Origin of the sequence: Kribbella sp. NPDC003557, assembly GCF_040610805.1 — a bacterium.
In the GTDB taxonomy this organism is placed as follows: domain Bacteria; phylum Actinomycetota; class Actinomycetes; order Propionibacteriales; family Kribbellaceae; genus Kribbella.
Genome location: NZ_JBEXMY010000012.1, coordinates 151,741 through 167,522, shown reverse-complemented (window position 1 = coordinate 167,522; position 15,782 = coordinate 151,741). Strand labels below are relative to the sequence as shown.

The 15,782-nt window shown below is 70.1% G+C and carries 14 protein-coding genes; 5 read left to right on the top strand and 9 right to left on the bottom strand.

Going from position 1 to position 15,782, the window contains the following annotated elements; genetic code table 11:
- The first annotated feature begins 129 nt into the window (after window positions 1-129).
- Together ABZW60_RS38050 and ABZW60_RS38045 are read left to right on the top strand one after the other, a co-directional pair.
- Window positions 130-2,259 carry a hypothetical protein gene (locus ABZW60_RS38050; protein WP_355485383.1) on the top strand — a complete coding sequence of 710 codons (2,130 nt, stop codon included), beginning with the start codon at window positions 130-132 and terminating at the stop codon, window positions 2,257-2,259.
- A gap of 131 nt (window positions 2,260-2,390) precedes the next feature.
- Window positions 2,391-4,895 (top strand): polysaccharide lyase family 8 super-sandwich domain-containing protein, encoded by a 2,505-nt coding sequence (locus tag ABZW60_RS38045; protein WP_355485381.1) that lies wholly within the window; start codon window positions 2,391-2,393, stop codon window positions 4,893-4,895.
- Here ABZW60_RS38045 and ABZW60_RS38040 read toward each other — a convergent pair.
- Window positions 4,873-5,397 carry a helix-turn-helix domain-containing protein gene (locus ABZW60_RS38040; protein WP_355485379.1) on the bottom strand — a complete coding sequence of 175 codons (525 nt, stop codon included), beginning with the start codon at window positions 5,395-5,397 and terminating at the stop codon, window positions 4,873-4,875. The two genes, ABZW60_RS38045 and ABZW60_RS38040, sit on opposite strands and share 23 nt — an antisense overlap.
- Window positions 5,394-5,993, bottom strand: a complete 600-nt coding sequence (locus tag ABZW60_RS38035) for a DJ-1/PfpI family protein (protein ID WP_355485377.1) — start codon at window positions 5,991-5,993, stop codon at window positions 5,394-5,396. Before ABZW60_RS38035 ends, ABZW60_RS38040 begins: the two co-directional genes overlap by 4 nt.
- A gap of 78 nt (window positions 5,994-6,071) precedes the next feature.
- Between ABZW60_RS38035 and ABZW60_RS38030 the strand changes: the two genes are divergently transcribed.
- The gene (locus ABZW60_RS38030; protein ID WP_355485375.1) at window positions 6,072-6,512 is read left to right on the top strand and encodes a GNAT family N-acetyltransferase; all 441 of its coding nucleotides are present in this window, start codon (window positions 6,072-6,074) and stop codon (window positions 6,510-6,512) included.
- Here ABZW60_RS38030 and ABZW60_RS38025 read toward each other — a convergent pair.
- The 5 genes from ABZW60_RS38025 to ABZW60_RS38005 are packed head-to-tail and all read right to left on the bottom strand — an operon-like array spanning window position 6,479 to window position 11,663.
- Window positions 6,479-7,654, bottom strand: coding sequence for an MFS transporter (locus ABZW60_RS38025; RefSeq protein WP_355485373.1), 1,176 nt, complete (start codon window positions 7,652-7,654; stop codon window positions 6,479-6,481). The two genes, ABZW60_RS38030 and ABZW60_RS38025, sit on opposite strands and share 34 nt — an antisense overlap.
- On the bottom strand, window positions 7,651-8,664 hold the full coding sequence (locus ABZW60_RS38020; protein ID WP_355485372.1) for a MerR family transcriptional regulator: 1,014 nt from the start codon (window positions 8,662-8,664) through the stop codon (window positions 7,651-7,653). Before ABZW60_RS38020 ends, ABZW60_RS38025 begins: the two co-directional genes overlap by 4 nt.
- Window positions 8,665-8,698: 34 nt before the next feature.
- Window positions 8,699-9,217 (bottom strand): AAA family ATPase, encoded by a 519-nt coding sequence (locus ABZW60_RS38015; RefSeq protein WP_355485370.1) that lies wholly within the window; start codon window positions 9,215-9,217, stop codon window positions 8,699-8,701.
- Window positions 9,218-9,232: 15 nt separating this feature from the next.
- Window positions 9,233-10,384, bottom strand: a complete 1,152-nt coding sequence (locus ABZW60_RS38010) for an anhydro-N-acetylmuramic acid kinase (protein WP_355485369.1) — start codon at window positions 10,382-10,384, stop codon at window positions 9,233-9,235.
- A 1-nt stretch (window position 10,385) separates the two neighbouring features.
- Window positions 10,386-11,663, bottom strand: a complete 1,278-nt coding sequence (locus ABZW60_RS38005; RefSeq protein WP_355485368.1) for an MFS transporter — start codon at window positions 11,661-11,663, stop codon at window positions 10,386-10,388.
- A gap of 189 nt (window positions 11,664-11,852) precedes the next feature.
- Here ABZW60_RS38005 and ABZW60_RS38000 point away from each other — a divergent pair, with 189 nt between their 5' ends.
- Window positions 11,853-12,761, top strand: coding sequence for an endo-beta-N-acetylglucosaminidase H (locus ABZW60_RS38000; RefSeq protein ID WP_355485366.1), 909 nt, complete (start codon window positions 11,853-11,855; stop codon window positions 12,759-12,761).
- 46 nt (window positions 12,762-12,807) lie between these two features.
- On the opposite strand, the gene ABZW60_RS37995 is transcribed toward ABZW60_RS38000, so the two are convergent.
- Together ABZW60_RS37995 and ABZW60_RS37990 are read right to left on the bottom strand one after the other, a co-directional pair.
- Window positions 12,808-13,038: a hypothetical protein gene (locus tag ABZW60_RS37995; RefSeq protein ID WP_355485364.1), complete on the bottom strand. Its 231-nt coding sequence runs from the start codon at window positions 13,036-13,038 to the stop codon at window positions 12,808-12,810.
- A 49-nt stretch (window positions 13,039-13,087) separates the two neighbouring features.
- Window positions 13,088-13,603 (bottom strand): histidine phosphatase family protein, encoded by a 516-nt coding sequence (locus tag ABZW60_RS37990; protein ID WP_355485362.1) that lies wholly within the window; start codon window positions 13,601-13,603, stop codon window positions 13,088-13,090.
- A gap of 86 nt (window positions 13,604-13,689) precedes the next feature.
- On the opposite strand from ABZW60_RS37990, the gene ABZW60_RS37985 reads away from it, so the two are divergent.
- Window positions 13,690-15,549 carry an acyl-CoA dehydrogenase gene (locus ABZW60_RS37985; protein WP_355485360.1) on the top strand — a complete coding sequence of 620 codons (1,860 nt, stop codon included), beginning with the start codon at window positions 13,690-13,692 and terminating at the stop codon, window positions 15,547-15,549.
- The last annotated feature ends 233 nt before the right edge of the window (window positions 15,550-15,782 follow it).

The window sequence follows — 15,782 nt, the reverse complement described above, 5'->3', positions numbered from 1 at the left end:
TAGTCAGTGACAACGGGTGAGCTTCCGGATACCGCTTTTCGGCGCAGGACGAGGGGTCCGGACCCGCGATCCCGCCGTCCGGCCCATCCGTCCGTGGCCGGGCTCGTCGTACCAACGGGAGCCTCATTCATGCGCATCGCCCGCATCACCCTGGGTCTACTGCTGTCACTGTCAGGCCTGGTGGCCGCCGTCGCCGGAGCATTCGCGGCGTTCTGGCTGGTCGGCCCGGACAACACGATCTCGACACCCGGCCGTGCACTCGCCAGCCGGGGTCTCGCGGTCGTCACCGCCCCGGCGCTCCTCGACCGGCACGGTCCGACGCTGCACGTGAGCGCGTCGGGCGACAAGCCGCTGTTCGTCGGTGTCGGGCGGGATCTGGACGTCCGCGACTACCTCTCCGGGGCCGCGCACACGCAACTGGTGCGCTTCGACCCGCCGGGCACGTTCGGTGCGGAGGAGGTGCGCGGTGCGTCCGGGAAGCTGACGCCGCCCGGCGAGCTCGACTGGTGGGTCGCGCAGTCCGCGGCCGGGTCGCAGTCGGTCAGCTGGCCGATCCAGGACGGGCTGTACGACGTCGTCGTGATGAACGCGGACGGTACGCCGGCGGTCGGCGGGCAGGTCACGTTCGGGATCGAGGTCCACCGGCTGTTCGGGATCTGCCTGCTGATGCTCGGCGCGGGCGTGCTGGTGCTCGCGCTCGGCCTGACACTGATGCTGCGCCGCCGCCGGGCGGACATCGCCGACACGACCGAGATCCCGGTCATCAAGAACGCCCAGATCCCGGCGCTGGCGGCAACAGCCCCCGTCGCGCGGGAGACCGCACCCGCCTACCGCGTCTCCCCCTTCGCCCCCGACCGGGTGAGCCCTTTCGCACCCACAACCCCAGCCGAGCCCGCAGCAGTCAAGGCAGCCATCGAGACTGCAGCAGAAGCGACGCCGGAGACAGCAGCACCCGAGGCGCGACCGGCTGTCGCGGCACCGGCCGAGCTACGACCGACCCAGGAGCCGGTCCGACCCGCGGCCGCACGACCCGTTCGGGGTCCGGAGGTTCGGCCGGCTGTGCCGGTGGCGCCGGTGTTTATGTCGGCGGCGGCGGTGGCGCGGGCGAAGGCGCCGGTGTTGATCGGGGCCGGTGCCGCACAACGGTACGACGAGCCCGCACAGCCGGCGTACGACGACGCTGCCCGGCCGGCTGATGAGGCGCGGGCTGACGTCGCGCCTGAGACTGTCCCGCTGGAGGTTTCGCCCGAGTTCGAGAAGAGTGACGAGGCGGTCCGGCGGACGGCGGCGTTGCTCGCGAGCGGGGCGCTGTTGCTCACGGCTACGAGCTGCGGTCTGGTCCCGCCGAAGAACACGCTGACCGCGGCGGACTCCCGCCCGGCCGTCACGCTCGCCGACGCGCAGGCCGTGGTCCAGCGGTACAACCAGCTCAACAACCAGGCGAACCGGACCCGCGACGCCAAGCTGTCGGCGACGATCGAGGGCAACCCGACGCTCGCGCAGACCCAGGCCGGTTTCCTGATCGGCCGGAAGCTCGACGCCGCGGGCAAGGATGTGTCGAAGCCGTTCAGCTACACCGACCCGGAGATCGGCGCGCCACAGTTCACGTCGTACCCGATGCGGTTCGTGGTCAGCTCCGGCGTCTCGGACGCGCCCGGCAACCGTCAGCTCGGCGTCTGGCAGCGCGAGAGCGCCGGCAGCCCGTGGCTGCTGACGCACTCGGTCTACCCGCCGAAGGCTGTCGACCTGCCGTCCGTCGACGGCATGCGCACCCCGGGAGCCGCTGACCTCGAGAAGCTGCAGGGCCAGCCCGAGACGGTCGCGAAGGACCTTGCGGCGTACCTCAGCGGCGGCAAGAACGCGCCGCAGTCGAAGCTGTTCACGCCGTCGCCTGCCCTGACTCAGCTGCTCGACCTGCGCGCGAAGTCGAAGGCCGCCGACACCGCCGAGCCGTACATCGCGAGCGTCACCGACACGTTCGCCGCCGCGAGCAAGCCGCTGACCTTCATCACGGCGGAGGGCGACGCGCTGGTGTTCCTGTCGCTGACCGAGCAGTACCTGCAGCGCGTCGAGCCGGGCTCGAACGCGTACTGGACCAGCGGCGAGGCCACCGCGTTCAGCAGCATGGTCAAGTACACGCAGACCATCCACCAGGACTACCTGCACCAGGTCGCGCTCGTCATCCCGGCCAAGGCAAGCGGCGACGCCGTCCGGGTCCTGTCGATCGACCCTCAACTGGTCGGCGCCGGCGGCGCCTGACCCTCCCAGGTGAACTCGGCCGCCGACCGGGCGGTCGAGTTCCTGCCATCTCAGCGGTAAGCGGTTGCTGAAGGATAGTTCCGGCTGGTTGACTTCGGTGGTTAGGTTTTCCCATCCGCCCGGGAGTACCAGTGGACCTCACCCGCCGCCGCCTGCTGTCCTTCGTCCCCGCGACCGCCCTGCTGACCGCGGTCAACCCGGCTCCGGCCGCCCACGCCACCGGGGCTGCGATGACCGCCGACCCCGGCCAACTGCTGACCAACGCGATCGCGATCTACGCCGGGACGTCCGCGTCGAACGCGCGTCCCGAGGTCGCCGCGAAGCTGACCTCGATGGACAGCACCGCCCGCACCTGGCTGTCGGCGCTCGACCGTGCCGGTGCCGGCGAGCTGTTCGCCGGGCTCCCCCTCGGCACCAGCGACCCGAACCTGAGCTCGTCGTACCAGCACCTGTACGAGATCGCTCTCGCGTACCGGCGCCCGGGCCCCGCCTCGGACCTGCAGGGCAACGAGCAGGTCCGCGCGCGGATCGCCGAGAAGCTGGTCTGGCTGCACGACAACTACTACGGCGACCAGTCGAAGGGGTACTACGGCAACTGGTTCACCTGGGAGATCGGCATCTCGACCTTCGTGTCGAAGACGCTCGCGCTGATCGACGCACCGGCCGACCTGGTCACGCGGTACGTCGCCTCGATGGACGCGTACCTGCGCAACGGCAAGGACGGCGACGTCGACCTCGACTCGCGCTTCCACACCGGCGCGAACCTCGTCGACATCACCGCGAACCGCGTCCTCCAGGGCGCCCTGCTGAACAACGACGCGCGGATCCGGAAGGCGCTACAGGACCAGTTCACCGTGTTCGCGACCGTCGATCCGTACAACCTGCAGCACGGCGTCACGGACGGGTACTACGCCGACGGCTCGTTCATCCAGCACGCCTCGGTCGCCTACACCGGCTCGTACGGGAAGGGCCTGCTCAGCAGGGTCGTGCAGACCATCAAGGTGCTCGCCGGCACGGAGTACGCGCAGAGCGACGACCTGGTCGGCGTGGTGCAGGGCTGGGTCGAGCACGGGTTCGCGCCGCTGATCTTCGAGGGCTGGATGATGGAGATCGTCAAGGGCCGCGCGGTCTCCCGGACCACTACCGGGTACGCCGACGTCGCGGTGATCGTCGAGGCGATCGTCGACCTCGCCGACTACGCGACCGGCGACGACGCGACCCGGCTGAAGGCGTACGCGAAGTTCACCGCGCAGCCGACCATCAACCCGAGCAGCTTCGCGTCGCCGGTCAGCATCGCCCGGTTCGCGGACCTCACGTCCGATCCGTCGATCGTGCCGGCCGACCTCAACCCGGCCGCGAGCACGACGGCGTTCAACGCGATGGACCGGACCGTGCACCGGCGGCCCGGGTACGCGTTCGCGCTGGCGCGGAACTCGTCGCGGATCAGCAAGTACGAGTACATGAGCGGCGAGAACCTGATGCCCTGGTTCCAGGGCGACGGCGCGCACTACCTGTATCTCGCCGGTGAGGACCAGACACAGTCGTTCGGCATCGACTACTTCACCACGGTGTCGCCGTACGCGCTGGGCGGCGTGACGGCGCCGGTCGAGACGCGCAAGTCGATCCCGGAGTTGTACGGGACGGCGTACTACGACAATCCCGCGCTGGGCTTCACGGCCTCGTCGGAGTCGCAGAACACCTACGTCTACTTCCCGGTCGGGACGAACGCGTACTCCGGCGGCGCGACGCTCGACGCGTACGGCGCCGCCGGGTGGGTGCAGTCCGACGACTTCGCCTACGCGTCCCGCGAGTCCCTTCCCGACGACTTCGTGACGTACCGGAACGCGTCGGCGACCAAGTCGTGGTTCCTGCTGGACGACGAGATCGTCGTTCTCGCGGCCGACGTCGGCGACGCGACCCGCGCGGTCACCACGACCCTCGACACCCGCATCGCCGCCCCCACCGCTCCCGTGACGATCACCGGCGCACGGCGCGACGGCACCCCCTGGACAGGCACCGGGGCAGCGGACCCGCGCTGGCTGCGCTACTCGAACGGCACAGCCTCGGTGGGCTACTACTTCCTCCAGCCGGCCGCTCTGTCGGTCGACCTGCAGCCAGTCACGCGAAGCCGCCGGGTAGTGCGCACGTCCAACCCGGACACCGCAGTGACGAAGCAGGTCTTCGCCCTCACCGCCACCCAGCCGGCGGACTCGAAGCGTGCGCTCGCCTATGCATTGGTGCCCAACGCAACAGAATCCGCGATGAAGTCCTACCAGCACGGTCGCTTGACGCTGCTGGCCAACACCCCCAGACTCCAGGCGGTCCACCATCTGGGCCTGCGCCTCACCGCCGCCAACGCCTTCGGACCCGGCACCCACAACCTTCCCGGGCTCAGCGTCGACGGTCCGGCTTCGCTGCTCGTTCGCCGGCAGTCGTCGAGCGTGCAGGTCGCGGTCGCCGATCCGACGACGCAGCGCGACACGATCACGATCAAGCTGCCGGGGCAGTATCTGAAGCCCGCCGCGCCGGTCGCGGGAGTTCAGGTGGCGCGCACGGTCACCGGGACCAGGCTGACCTTCACCACCCGGCACCTGTTCGGGCGGAGTCTCGCGATCAGGCTTGTTCCAGCCTGGTGATCAACGCCTCCATCGTCGCGAGCGTCGTCCGGAGGTCGCCGAGATCGACCGCTTCGGCGATCTCGGAGGTCCAGGGGCCCTGGGCGACCGAGATCTGCCGGATCGCCCAGTAGCCGGCCTCGGTACAGGCGAGCAGCTTCGCGCGGCGATGCGCGGGGTTCGGACGGTACTCGGCGAGGCCGCGTTCGACCAGCAGGTCCGCGATCCGCTGCACGCCCTGCCTGCTGACACCCATCAGCCGGCCGGCGTCGGCGACCGACCGCGGCTGGTCGAGAACGCCGCCGAGCACCTGCCACCAGGCCGCGGTGATCCCGCCGTTCGCGGCCAGGCCCTGCGCGGCCTCCATCAGCCGCGCGTTCAGCCGGAAGGTGGCGAGCACGACATCCGTCAGCACCACCCCACCCTCCGACCGCTTCCCGACCTCGGGCCAGTCGGCCCGAGGCGGGACGCCGGCCGTATCCGGCTCCCCGGCCGGCGCGGTCGATCGCTTGTCCTCGGTCATCCGACCAGCGTCGCGTACGCGGCCGGGTCGGCGCGGTGGAACACACCCTCGTACGCCTCCCGCTTCCGCTCGTCCGCGAGCCCGAGCCGCTCCATCACGGCCCGCGCGAACTGCACCGGCGAGTCCGGCCCCGCCGTGATCACGTTGCCGTCGACGACGGCCCGCGCATCGACGTACCGGTCCGCGCCCTGGTAGCCGGTCGCCTGCAAGTACTCCTTCGCCGCGCTCGTGTGCTTGCGCTCGTCGAGCAGCCCCGCCCGGGCCAGCCCGGACGTCGCGCCGCAGATCGCCGCGACCGGCGCACCGGCGTCGAGGAACTGCCCCGCGAGCTTCGTGAATGCCTCGCCACCACCGACATCCCACTGCCCCGAGCCCGCGAGCACCAGCAGATCGCCCCCGTCCGGGACAACGTCCGCGATCGTCACGTCCGGCACGACCCGCATCCCACCCATCGTCACGACCGGCTCCAGCGACTCGCCCACCGTCACGACCGTCCAGGGCACCCCGGTGAACCGCCCGGTCCGCAGTTCCACGACCAGGTGCCCGATCTCCCAGTCCGCCAACGTGTCGTACACCGCTACATACGCTGTCTTCATGGACAACACTTGTCATCACGACAACATGTTGTCAATAACTCGAATGCCGATGACGCACGCCGCTGAGAAGGTGAACGGATGAGCGTACGAGAGCTGGTGCCGGACGACTGGGCCGAGTTGTGGCCGTTGATGCAGGGCTTCGGGACGGAGTTCGACGAGGACACGAGCCGGGGATTCTTCGCGGAACTGGTGGGCGATCCGCGCTGGGTGGCGTTGGGGTACGACGACGGCGGGCTCGTCGGGTACGCGGTCGTGCAGGACTACGGCACGCACCTGCGGGCCGGGCGCCGGCACGTTGGGCGATTGCACGACTTGTACGTGCTGCCCGAGCGGCGGCGTGCCGGAGTCGGGCGGGCCTTGATGGACGCCGTCGCGCAGTGGGCGTCGACCCGGGTGCGGCATCTGGTGTGGCAGGCGCATCACGAGCGGTCGGCGCCGTTCTACGAGCAGCTCGGGCACCTCGGGCAGCCGTGTCCGCAGCCGGACTACCCGACCTTCGCGATCGAGTTCACCCGGTAGCCGCGCAGGAGGCCCAGGCCAGCCAGAGTCGTTGCGCCGGCGGCCAGGGCCAGCGCGTGACGGACCGGGAGCGTCGCGAGGAGGTTGGTGGAGCCGATCAGCGGCACGGTCTGGGCCAGCGAGAGGAGCGACTGCAGCCGGGTCAGGTGCGATCTCGGCGTACTGCGGACGAACAGCGGCGCGAGATGTGAGGTGAAGAGGCCGATGCCGACGCCCTGGATGAGGGCAGCGCCGACCGCGGCCGGGACGGACGGCGCGAGGGCGAGACCGGCGATCCCGAGGGCGGCGAGCAGGCAGCCGAAGCCGCCGGTCAGCTCGGCGCGATCGAAGGTCCCGAAGCGTCCGACGAGGATCGTCACGAGCAATCCACCCGCCACGTTCGCCGCCACCACGAGACCCGCCTGGCCGACCGCCCATCCGTGCGAACGGGCGAGCAGCGGGACACACAGGGACGTGACCGGCAGGACGAAGGCCGCGACCAGAGCCACCACCGCGAGGATCGTCCGCAGTACGGGGTCGCCGACTGCCACCCGAAGCCCGTCGACGGCGTCCCGGATCACCGACGGGCGGTCGCGCGGCGGCGTCACGTCGTACGGCGGTCTGAGCGCCAGCAGGACGACGAACTGGACGGCGAAGGTCAGCCCGTCGAGCATCAGCGCCCCGACCAGCCCGACCGTCGCGACGAGCAGGCCGCTGAGCGGTCCACCGGCGAGCGTGATGAGCTGCGTCGCCGATGTCCGCAAAGCCATTGCCCTAGGCAACTGCTCGTCGGAGACGAACAGCCGTGGGAGTACGCCGGCGGCCGGCAGCGCGAACGCGTCGACGGTACCGACCACGACCGAGGTTGCTAGCAGGAGCCCGGCCGACACCCCACGCAACCCGACGGCGACGGCCAGCACCAAGCAGCACGTGCCGACGATCGCGGTGCAGGCGAGCAGCAGCCGGCGCGGACCGATCCGGTCGCCGAGGACACCGCCGAGCAGCAGCAGAACGGCGCGCGGCAGGGTGAACCCGGTCAGCACCAGCGCGGCGACGTGCGCGCCGATCCCCGTCGCGGCCCACCCGAGCGCGAAGAACAGCGCGGTGTCGCCGAGAACCGAGAGTGTGGAACCTGCCAGCCAGCCGTAGTACGACCGGTTCACCCGTCCAGCCGGACAGGCATGACGAGAGTGGTGAACGTGCCCTGGTCGGCCGACCGGACGACGACCGGTCGGGCCGGTTCGCAGATCTCGAGCAGGACGTCCGGCCCGACACTCGCCTCGAGCGCGGCCGCCAGCAGGCTCGCGGTGAACCCGATCCGCACCGCCCCGGACCCGATCGCCTCGAGCTTCACCTCGTCGCCGATCCGCACACTCTCCTGATCGATGTCGAAGGCAACGACATCCCGCCCGGCGAGCGCGGCCAGCAGCGCGGCCCGATCCACCACCACGCGGCAGACCGGCGGCGTCAGCCCGTCGAGGATCTGCTCGTACGCCGGATACTCCGCCTCCACCACCGCCAACGACCGCGACTCGTCACCCCGCACGAGCACCAGCCCGCCGTTGACCTCCACCCGCACCACGTCCCCCGCCGCGGCCCACCGGCTCGCCGCGGCCAAGTCGTCCGCGCGCACCAGGACCCGAGCCTGCGACCCGCCGAACTCCAGAGGCCGCACGGTCCGCACCGCCAGCCGGTACCTGTCGGTCGCCACGAACGTGACTTCCTCGGGCGCCAACTGAAGCTGCACACAGTCCAGCCCGGCGTACTCGTCCGTGGTGGCCGCAGCGGAGGTCACCTGGCGGATGGCGCTTGCCAGCTCGGGGCCGCCCAGGGCCGCCGTGGTCTTCTCGGCCAGGAGCTGGGTCAGCAGGCGGCCGGCGGCCTCGCGGGTTGCGGTGGACCTGGCCTCCAGAGTGCGGAGGTGGGCGCGGACCAGCTCGGCGACTTCCGCCGGCGCCGCGTCCAGGGCGAGGCGGACGTCGGGGAGCGGCAGGTCGATCTCGCGGAGGTCCCGGAGCAGGCGGGCGCGTTCGGCCTGCGACCTGTCGTAGTACCGGTAGCCGTTCGTCGCGTCGACCTCGGCGGGTGGGAGCAGACCGCAGTCGTCGTAGAACCGCAGCGCACTCGGCGCCAGTCCTACGAGCCGCGCGAACTCACTGATCGTCAGCCTCATGGGCCCGACCCTCACCCTTGCACCAACTCGAAGGTCAACCGCGGAACCGGCCCCAGAGGCTGAGGGTCTTGCCGAAGCGTTCGCCGCGGATCCAGTCGTAGATGCCGCGCGCCACCCGCTCGGGCGAGATGTCGCCGCGGACCGAGCGCGGCACCCGGATGCGGAGCTCGGCGGCGTCGGCCAGGGCATCGGCGATCTGGTCCTCGGCCCAGCCCCGGAGCGCGAGGCGTTTGCGGCGGATGGCGTCCGGACAGTCGAGGTGCAGCCAGCGCCCCTCGGGCAGCTCCGTCGGCAGCGCCGGCGTCAGCAGCAGCACCGGGATCCCGGAGCGCCGGATCAGCTCGGTGATCCGCAGCCACAGCCCGTTGTAGGCAGGCCAGATCGGCGCCGCGGTCGGGCTCGCGATGTCGATCCCGAGCAGCCGGCCGTTGTCGTCCAGCAGCTCGTCCATGTCCATCACGACCAGGTTCCCCGGACTCAGCCGGACCAGCTCCGGCACGACCGTGGACTTCCCTGACCCGGGCGCCCCGGTCACCACGAACAACCTCGTCACAGACCTAGTGTGCGGTCATTCGACCAGCAGGCGCACAGGAGGTCGTGCCGCGGCCGAAATCAGCGGCAGTCCGCCCGGCCCCGGGGTGACCGAGCCGAGGACGCTCGAGTGCCGGGCGCCGGTGCAGCTCGGGACCGTTCCGCCGAGGCCGTGCACGGTCAGGAACCCCAGGACGGCGAACGCGTACGCCTCCTTCGCCGCCGACGGCAGGCCGAGCTCGTCGGTGGTCCGGACCGGAATGTCCAGCTCGTCGGCGAGCAGGTGCATCAGCACCGGGTTCCGGATCCCGCCGCCCGACGCGACCACCTCGGTCCCGCCGTACCGCCGGACCGCGTCGGCCACCGTCCGCGCGGTCAGCGTGGTCACGGTCGCGACGAGGTCCTCGGCCGGGATCACCGGCAGCCCCTCCATCGCCCGCGCCACGTACGCGAGGTTGAACAGCTCCTTGCCCGTCGACTTCGGCGCCGGCCGCTCGTAGTACGGATCGGAACGCAGCCGCGCTAGCAGCTCCTCGCGGACCTGCCCGCGCGCCGCCATCACCCCGTCCGCGTCGAACGGCCGACCGGTCAGCTCGGTCACGACCGCGTCGATCAGCGCGTTCGCCGGGCCGGTGTCGAAGGCAACCGGTTCACCGTGCACGACGGTGATGTTCGCGATCCCGCCGAGGTTCAGCGCCACCGGTACGCCGGGACGCCCGCGCAGCCACAGCACGTCGATGATGCTGACCAGTGGCGCGCCCTGTCCGCCCGCGGCGACGTCCCGCGAGCGGAGGTCCGACACCACGGGTACGCCGGTCGTCTCCGCGATCCACGCCGGCTGCCCGAGCTGCAGCGTCCCGTGCACCGCCCCGCTGTCGACCCAGTGGAACATCGTCTGCCCGTGCGAGACGACCAGGTCCGCGGATCCGCCGCACAGCTGCTCGACCGCCTGCCGCGCGACCGCCGCGAACGCCTGCCCGATCCCGGTATCCAGCCGGCACACCTGCTCCATCGAGGTCGACGCCGGCGGCAGCGCGGCCGCGACCGCCGCCCGGAGCTCGTCCGGGTACGGCTGGCTGAGCATCCCCAGCGGTGTCAGGACCAGTTGGTCCCCGTCCAGCCGCAGGTCCGCGGCAGCGGCGTCGATCGCGTCGTACGACGTCCCCGACATCAGCCCGATCACTCGCATGTCAGTCCCGCAACTCCCGTCGATGGTCGTCCCCGCGCAACGTGAGCAATGCGATCACACTCACCGCGCAGGTGACCACCACGTACCACGCCGGGATGTCGACGTTCTTGGTCCGCTTGATCAACTCGGTGATGATCAGGCCGGCCGAGCCCGAGAAGACCGCGTTCGACAACGAGTACGCCAGCCCGAGCCCGGTGTAACGCGCCCGGGTCGGGAACATCTCCGCCAGCATCGCCGGCCCCGGCCCCGCCATCAGACCGACGACGAGGCCCGCCACGAACACCGCGATGCCCTTCGCGGCGTTGCCGGACTCCTTGTCCTGCAGCAGATTCATCAACGGGAAGGCCAGCACGACGACCAGGGCAGCCCCGGTGACCATCACCGGCCGCCGCCCGATCCGGTCGCTCAGCCACCCGGCCGGGAGGATCGAGACCGCGAACCCGGTGTTCGCGAGCACCGTCGCGACGAGCGCCTGCTGGAAGGTCGCGTTCAGCGTCGCCTGCAGGTACGACGGCATCACCACGAGGAACGTGTAGCCGGCCGCGGACCAGCCCATCAGCCGGCCGATGCCGAGCGCGATCGCCTTCGCCACCTCACCGGACGACGCCGGCCGCGGCTGCTCCTGGACGCGCGCGAAGCTCGGCGTCTCGTCGAGTTTGAGCCGCAGCCACAGCGCCACCAGACCGAGCGGCAGCGCCACCAGGAACGGCACCCGCCAGCCCCAGTCCGACAGCGCCTCCTTGCTCAGCGTGGTCGCGAGAATCGCCGCGAGCCCGGCGCCCGCGAGCAGGCCGAGCGCGACCGTGAACGACTGCCAGGCGCCGTACAGGCCGCGCTTCGTCCGGGGCGCGAACTCGGTCATGATCGACACCGCACCGCCGAACTCACCGCCCGCCGACAGGCCCTGCAACGCCCGCACGAGCGTCAGCAGCCACGGTGCGGCCGCGCCGACCGTCGCGTACGTGGGCAGCAGGCCGATCAACGTGGTCGACAGTGTCATCAGCAGCAGTACGACGATCAGCGTCGGTCGCCGGCCGATCCGGTCGCCGACCCGGCCGAACACGGCGGCCCCGATCGGCCGGAAGAAGAACGCCAGCGCGAACGACGCGTACGTCTTGATCAGGCTCTCCGCGTCGCTGGTCGCCGTAGCGCTGAAGAAGTTCGCGGCGATCACGGTGGCGAAGAAGCCGTACGCGCCGAACTCGTACCACTCGACGAAGTTCCCGACCGTCCCGGCCACCAGCGACCGCCGGGTCCGGACCTCGGCAGCGACACTCATCGGACTCCTCTTTCGTAACTTTCTCCCGCCCGCCACCAACATCTTCGTCTATCACTGACCAACGCGCGACCCCGGGTAACAGACCCTTGACACAACGTCCGCACGGGATCGATGATTTGGCATCCGCTAAACCGGTTTATCTCGCCCGGTTCAGCCCGCCCATCTGTGTGACGAGGAGTCGATCAGCTCATGAAGCGAAGGACCCTGTTGTCAGCCCTGGCCGCCGGGACCGCCGCGGCCGCCACCGGAGCCGCACTGCCCACGGAGGCCACGGCGGCCGCCGCGAAGCGCCGCCCCCGGGCCAAGACCGGGCCGGTCACCGTCGCGTACATCGAGGTCAACGACCACAGCATGCTGAACGCCGGCAAGTACACGCTGGCCAACGGCGGCGCGCAGGTGATCGACGTCGCGGTGATCTTCGCCGCGAACATCAACTACGACGGGACCAGCGCATACCTGCACTTCAACGACCAGGTGACGAACGTCCTGAACAACGTCGCCACCCAGGTCCGCCCGCTGCAGCAGAAGGGCATCAAGGTCCTGCTCTCGGTCCTCGGCAACCACCAGGGCGCCGGCTTCGCGAACTTCCCCGACCAGGCCTCCGCCGACGCGTTCGCGCAGCAGCTCGCCGACGCCGTCAACCAGTACGGCCTGGACGGCATCGACTTCGACGACGAGTACGCCGAGTACGGCAACAACGGCACCGGCCAGCCGAACGACTTCTCGTTCGTCTACCTGGTCCAGGCGCTGCGCGCGAAGCTTCCGAACAAGCTCATCACGCTCTACGACATCGGCCCGGCGGCCGACCGCCTGACCTACAACGGCCAGAGCATCGCGAACACCTTCGACTACGCCTGGAACCCGTACTACGGGACCTGGTCGGTGCCGAGCGGCCCGACCGACAAGGCGCGGCTCTCCCCCGCGGCGGTCTCCTACACGGCGACCAGCTCGAGCACGGCGGCAACGCTGGCCCAGCGCACCGTCAGCGAGGGGTACGGCGTCTTCCTCACGTACAACCTCACGGAGTCGAACACCGCGTCCTACATGACCGCCTTCACCCAGAAGCTCTACGGCAGCGCGACGGTCTACACGCCGTAGAAGCAGCAACGGGATGGCCGACCACCAGGCCGGCCATCCCGTTCAGTCAGTCGCGGCCGCGGCCCTTGCGGTCCTTGGCGGCCGAGTCGACACGCCGCTGCAGTTCCTCGGGCGAGTCGCCCCGCCCGCCACCCTTCCGGACGTTGTCCGCGGCCTTCGTCTGACCGTTGGTTTCGAGCCGGTCGACGACCTTGCCCCACTGCCGCTGCTTCGTCTCCGCAACGTCACCGGCGAGGTCGTCCCTCGCGCTGTTGTTCCCCCAAGGCAACTTGACCATGCCAGCCTCCTAATGTTCGCGTTCGCAACATCGTAGATTTTCGAAGGGTCTACACCTCGTAGACCCAGCCCGGCCGCCAATTGACGCCGTCGGCAACCAACTGCTCCAACGGCGCCCGACTGCCGAACAGGTGCTCGAGGGACCAACGGTTCGCCGAGTGCGCGACGACGAGCACCACCCGGTCGTCGTACCACCGTTTGAGGTCGGCAACGAACGACCGTGTCAGCTCGAGCACGTCGCCGTACGACTGACCGTCCGGAAACGGTGTGGCGACGCGCCCGACCCTCGGCTCGAGCGCTTCCCGCGGCGCGCCGTTCAGTGCGCCGTAGTTGCACTCCCGCAACCGCCAGTCCAGGAAGTGACGCACGCCGAGTCCGGCCAGTTCCACCGTTTGGACGGCCCGCCGTAGATCCGAGCTGAACACCACGTCGACGTCCCGGCGCCGCTCCCCGAGCTCCCGCGCCTGCTGCCGTCCTGCCGCTGACAGTTCGCCCGGCAGCCAGCCGGTCGCGATCTCGTTCTCGTTGTCGACCGTGGTCGCGTGCGTCTCGTAAATCAGCTTCATACCTCACAGTCAATCTCTCTTGGAGCTCGTTACCGACGGGTATATACTTAAGTTACTGACGAGTAAAGTCGCATTGGAGAGACTCCGTGAGCCACTACAAGTCGAATCTGCGGGACATCGAGTTCAACCTGCTCGAGGTCCTGGGCCGGGGCGACGTGCTCGGTCAGGGCCCGTACGCCGAGATGGACGTCGACACCGCCCGCGAGGTGCTCGCGGAGGTGGACCGGCTGGCCAAGCACGAGCTGGCCGAGTCCTTCGCGGAGGCCGACCGGAATCCGCCGGTCTTCGACCCCGAGGCCCACGAGGTCCGGATGCCGGAAGCCTTCAAGAAGAGCTACCGCGCCTACATGGACGCCGAGTGGTTCAAGCTGGAGCTGCCGGCCGAGCTGGGCGGCCAGCCGACCCCGCCGTCGCTGCGCTGGGCCGCCGCCGAGCTGGTGCTGGGCGCCAACCCGCCGGTGCACATGTACGCCGCCGGGCCGAACTTCGCGCACGTGCTCTGGCGCAACGGCACCGAGCGCGACCAGAAGATCGCGCACCACATCATCGAGCGCGGCTGGGGCGCCACCATGGTGCTGACCGAGCCGGACGCGGGCTCCGACGTCGGCGCCGGGCGGACCAAGGCCACCCTGCAGGACGACGGCTCCTGGCACATCGAGGGCGTGAAGCGCTTCATCACCTCGGGCGAGCAGGACATGACCGAGAACATCATCCACCTGGTCCTGGCCCGTCCGCAGGGCGTCGAGGGCGTCGGCGGTCCGGGCACGAAGGGCCTCAGCCTGTTCGTGGTCCCGAAGCACCACTTCGACCTCGAGACCGGTGAGCTGACCGGCGAGCGCAACGGCGCCTTCGTCACGAACGTCGAGAAGAAGATGGGCATCAAGGTGTCCACGACCTGCGAGGTCACCTTCGGCGACGGCGTGCCCGCCAAGGGCTGGCTGCTGGGCGAGGTGCACGACGGCATCGCGCAGATGTTCCAGGTGATCGAGTACGCGCGGATGATGGTCGGCACCAAGGCGATCGCGACGCTGTCCACCGGCTACCTGAACGCGCTGGAGTACGCGAAGGAGCGGGTGCAGGGCGCCGACCTGACGCAGCCGGCCAAGGACGCGCCGCGGGTCACGATCACCCACCACCCCGACGTCCGCCGCTCGCTGATCACGCAGAAGGCGTACGCCGAGGCGCTGCGGGCGCTCGTGCTGTTCACCGCGACGTACCAGGACCGGGCCGAGCAGGCGCGGTACGCCGGCGAGCACGACGACCTGGCCGAGCGGGTCAACGACCTGCTGCTGCCGCTGGTCAAGGGCTACGGCTCGGAGAAGTCCTGGACGCTGCTCGGCACCGAGTCGCTGCAGACGTTCGGCGGGTCCGGCTTCCTGCAGGACTACCCGATCGAGCAGTACGTGCGGGACGCGAAGATCGATACGCTCTACGAGGGCACGACCGCGATCCAGGGCCAGGACCTGTTCTTCCGCAAGATCATCAAGGACCAGGGCAAGGCGCTCGGCCACCTCGCCGAGCAGGTGCAGGGGTTCGTCGCCTCCGAGGCCGGCAACGGCCGGCTGAAGGAGGAGCGCGGACTGCTCGCGCAGGGCCTCGATGACACCCAGAAGATCCTGGGCATCATGGGGCAGGCCCTGATGGCCGCCAACCCCCAGGCCGAGAACGGCGACCCGCGGAACGTCTACAAGGTCGGGCTGAACACCTCCCGGCTGCTGTTCGTCCTCGGCGACGTGGTCTGCTCGTGGCTGATGCTCCGCCAGGCCGAGGTCGCGCTGGAGAAGCTGGGCGGCGAGCTGTCCGCGGCCGACCAGGACTTCTACGCCGGCAAGCTCGCCGCGGCCCAGTGGTTCGTCCGCACGACGATGCCGTCGGTGCGCGCCGAGCGGGTCAAGGCCGAGCTCACCGACCTCGACGTGATGGACCTTCCCGAGTCCGCGTTCTGACCCGTACTCCTCCGGCTCGGCCACTTGCGCGGGTCGAGCCGGAGGTTCGGGGCCGTCGGCAAGAAAAGGCCGGGGCATGAAATCGGCTGATCTGCCCCAGGTTGCCCCACCATCTGCCCTGTTGCGGAGCGTGTCGGTGTAGCAACGTTTCTGCCCTGAAACACCGTGACCCTGGCTCGGTCTCCCCTGTCCGGGCCAGGGTCGCGCCAACTCGTCCGGGGTGGAACCAGCAG

Bases quoted from the DNA above. Each gene is read 5' to 3' on its own strand.
- ABZW60_RS38050 (WP_355485383.1), top strand. From the start codon at position 130: ATGCGCATCGCCCGCATCACCCTGGGTCTACTGCTGTCACTGTCAGGC.
- ABZW60_RS38040 (WP_355485379.1), bottom strand. From the start codon at position 5,397: ATGACCGAGGACAAGCGATCGACCGCGCCGGCCGGGGAGCCGGATACG.
- ABZW60_RS38035 (WP_355485377.1), bottom strand. From the start codon at position 5,993: ATGAAGACAGCGTATGTAGCGGTGTACGACACGTTGGCGGACTGGGAG.
- ABZW60_RS38030 (WP_355485375.1), top strand. From the start codon at position 6,072: ATGAGCGTACGAGAGCTGGTGCCGGACGACTGGGCCGAGTTGTGGCCG.
- ABZW60_RS38020 (WP_355485372.1), bottom strand. From the start codon at position 8,664: ATGAGGCTGACGATCAGTGAGTTCGCGCGGCTCGTAGGACTGGCGCCG.
- ABZW60_RS38010 (WP_355485369.1), bottom strand. From the start codon at position 10,384: ATGCGAGTGATCGGGCTGATGTCGGGGACGTCGTACGACGCGATCGAC.
- ABZW60_RS38005 (WP_355485368.1), bottom strand. From the start codon at position 11,663: ATGAGTGTCGCTGCCGAGGTCCGGACCCGGCGGTCGCTGGTGGCCGGG.
- ABZW60_RS38000 (WP_355485366.1), top strand. From the start codon at position 11,853: ATGAAGCGAAGGACCCTGTTGTCAGCCCTGGCCGCCGGGACCGCCGCG.
- ABZW60_RS37995 (WP_355485364.1), bottom strand. From the start codon at position 13,038: ATGGTCAAGTTGCCTTGGGGGAACAACAGCGCGAGGGACGACCTCGCC.
- ABZW60_RS37990 (WP_355485362.1), bottom strand. From the start codon at position 13,603: ATGAAGCTGATTTACGAGACGCACGCGACCACGGTCGACAACGAGAAC.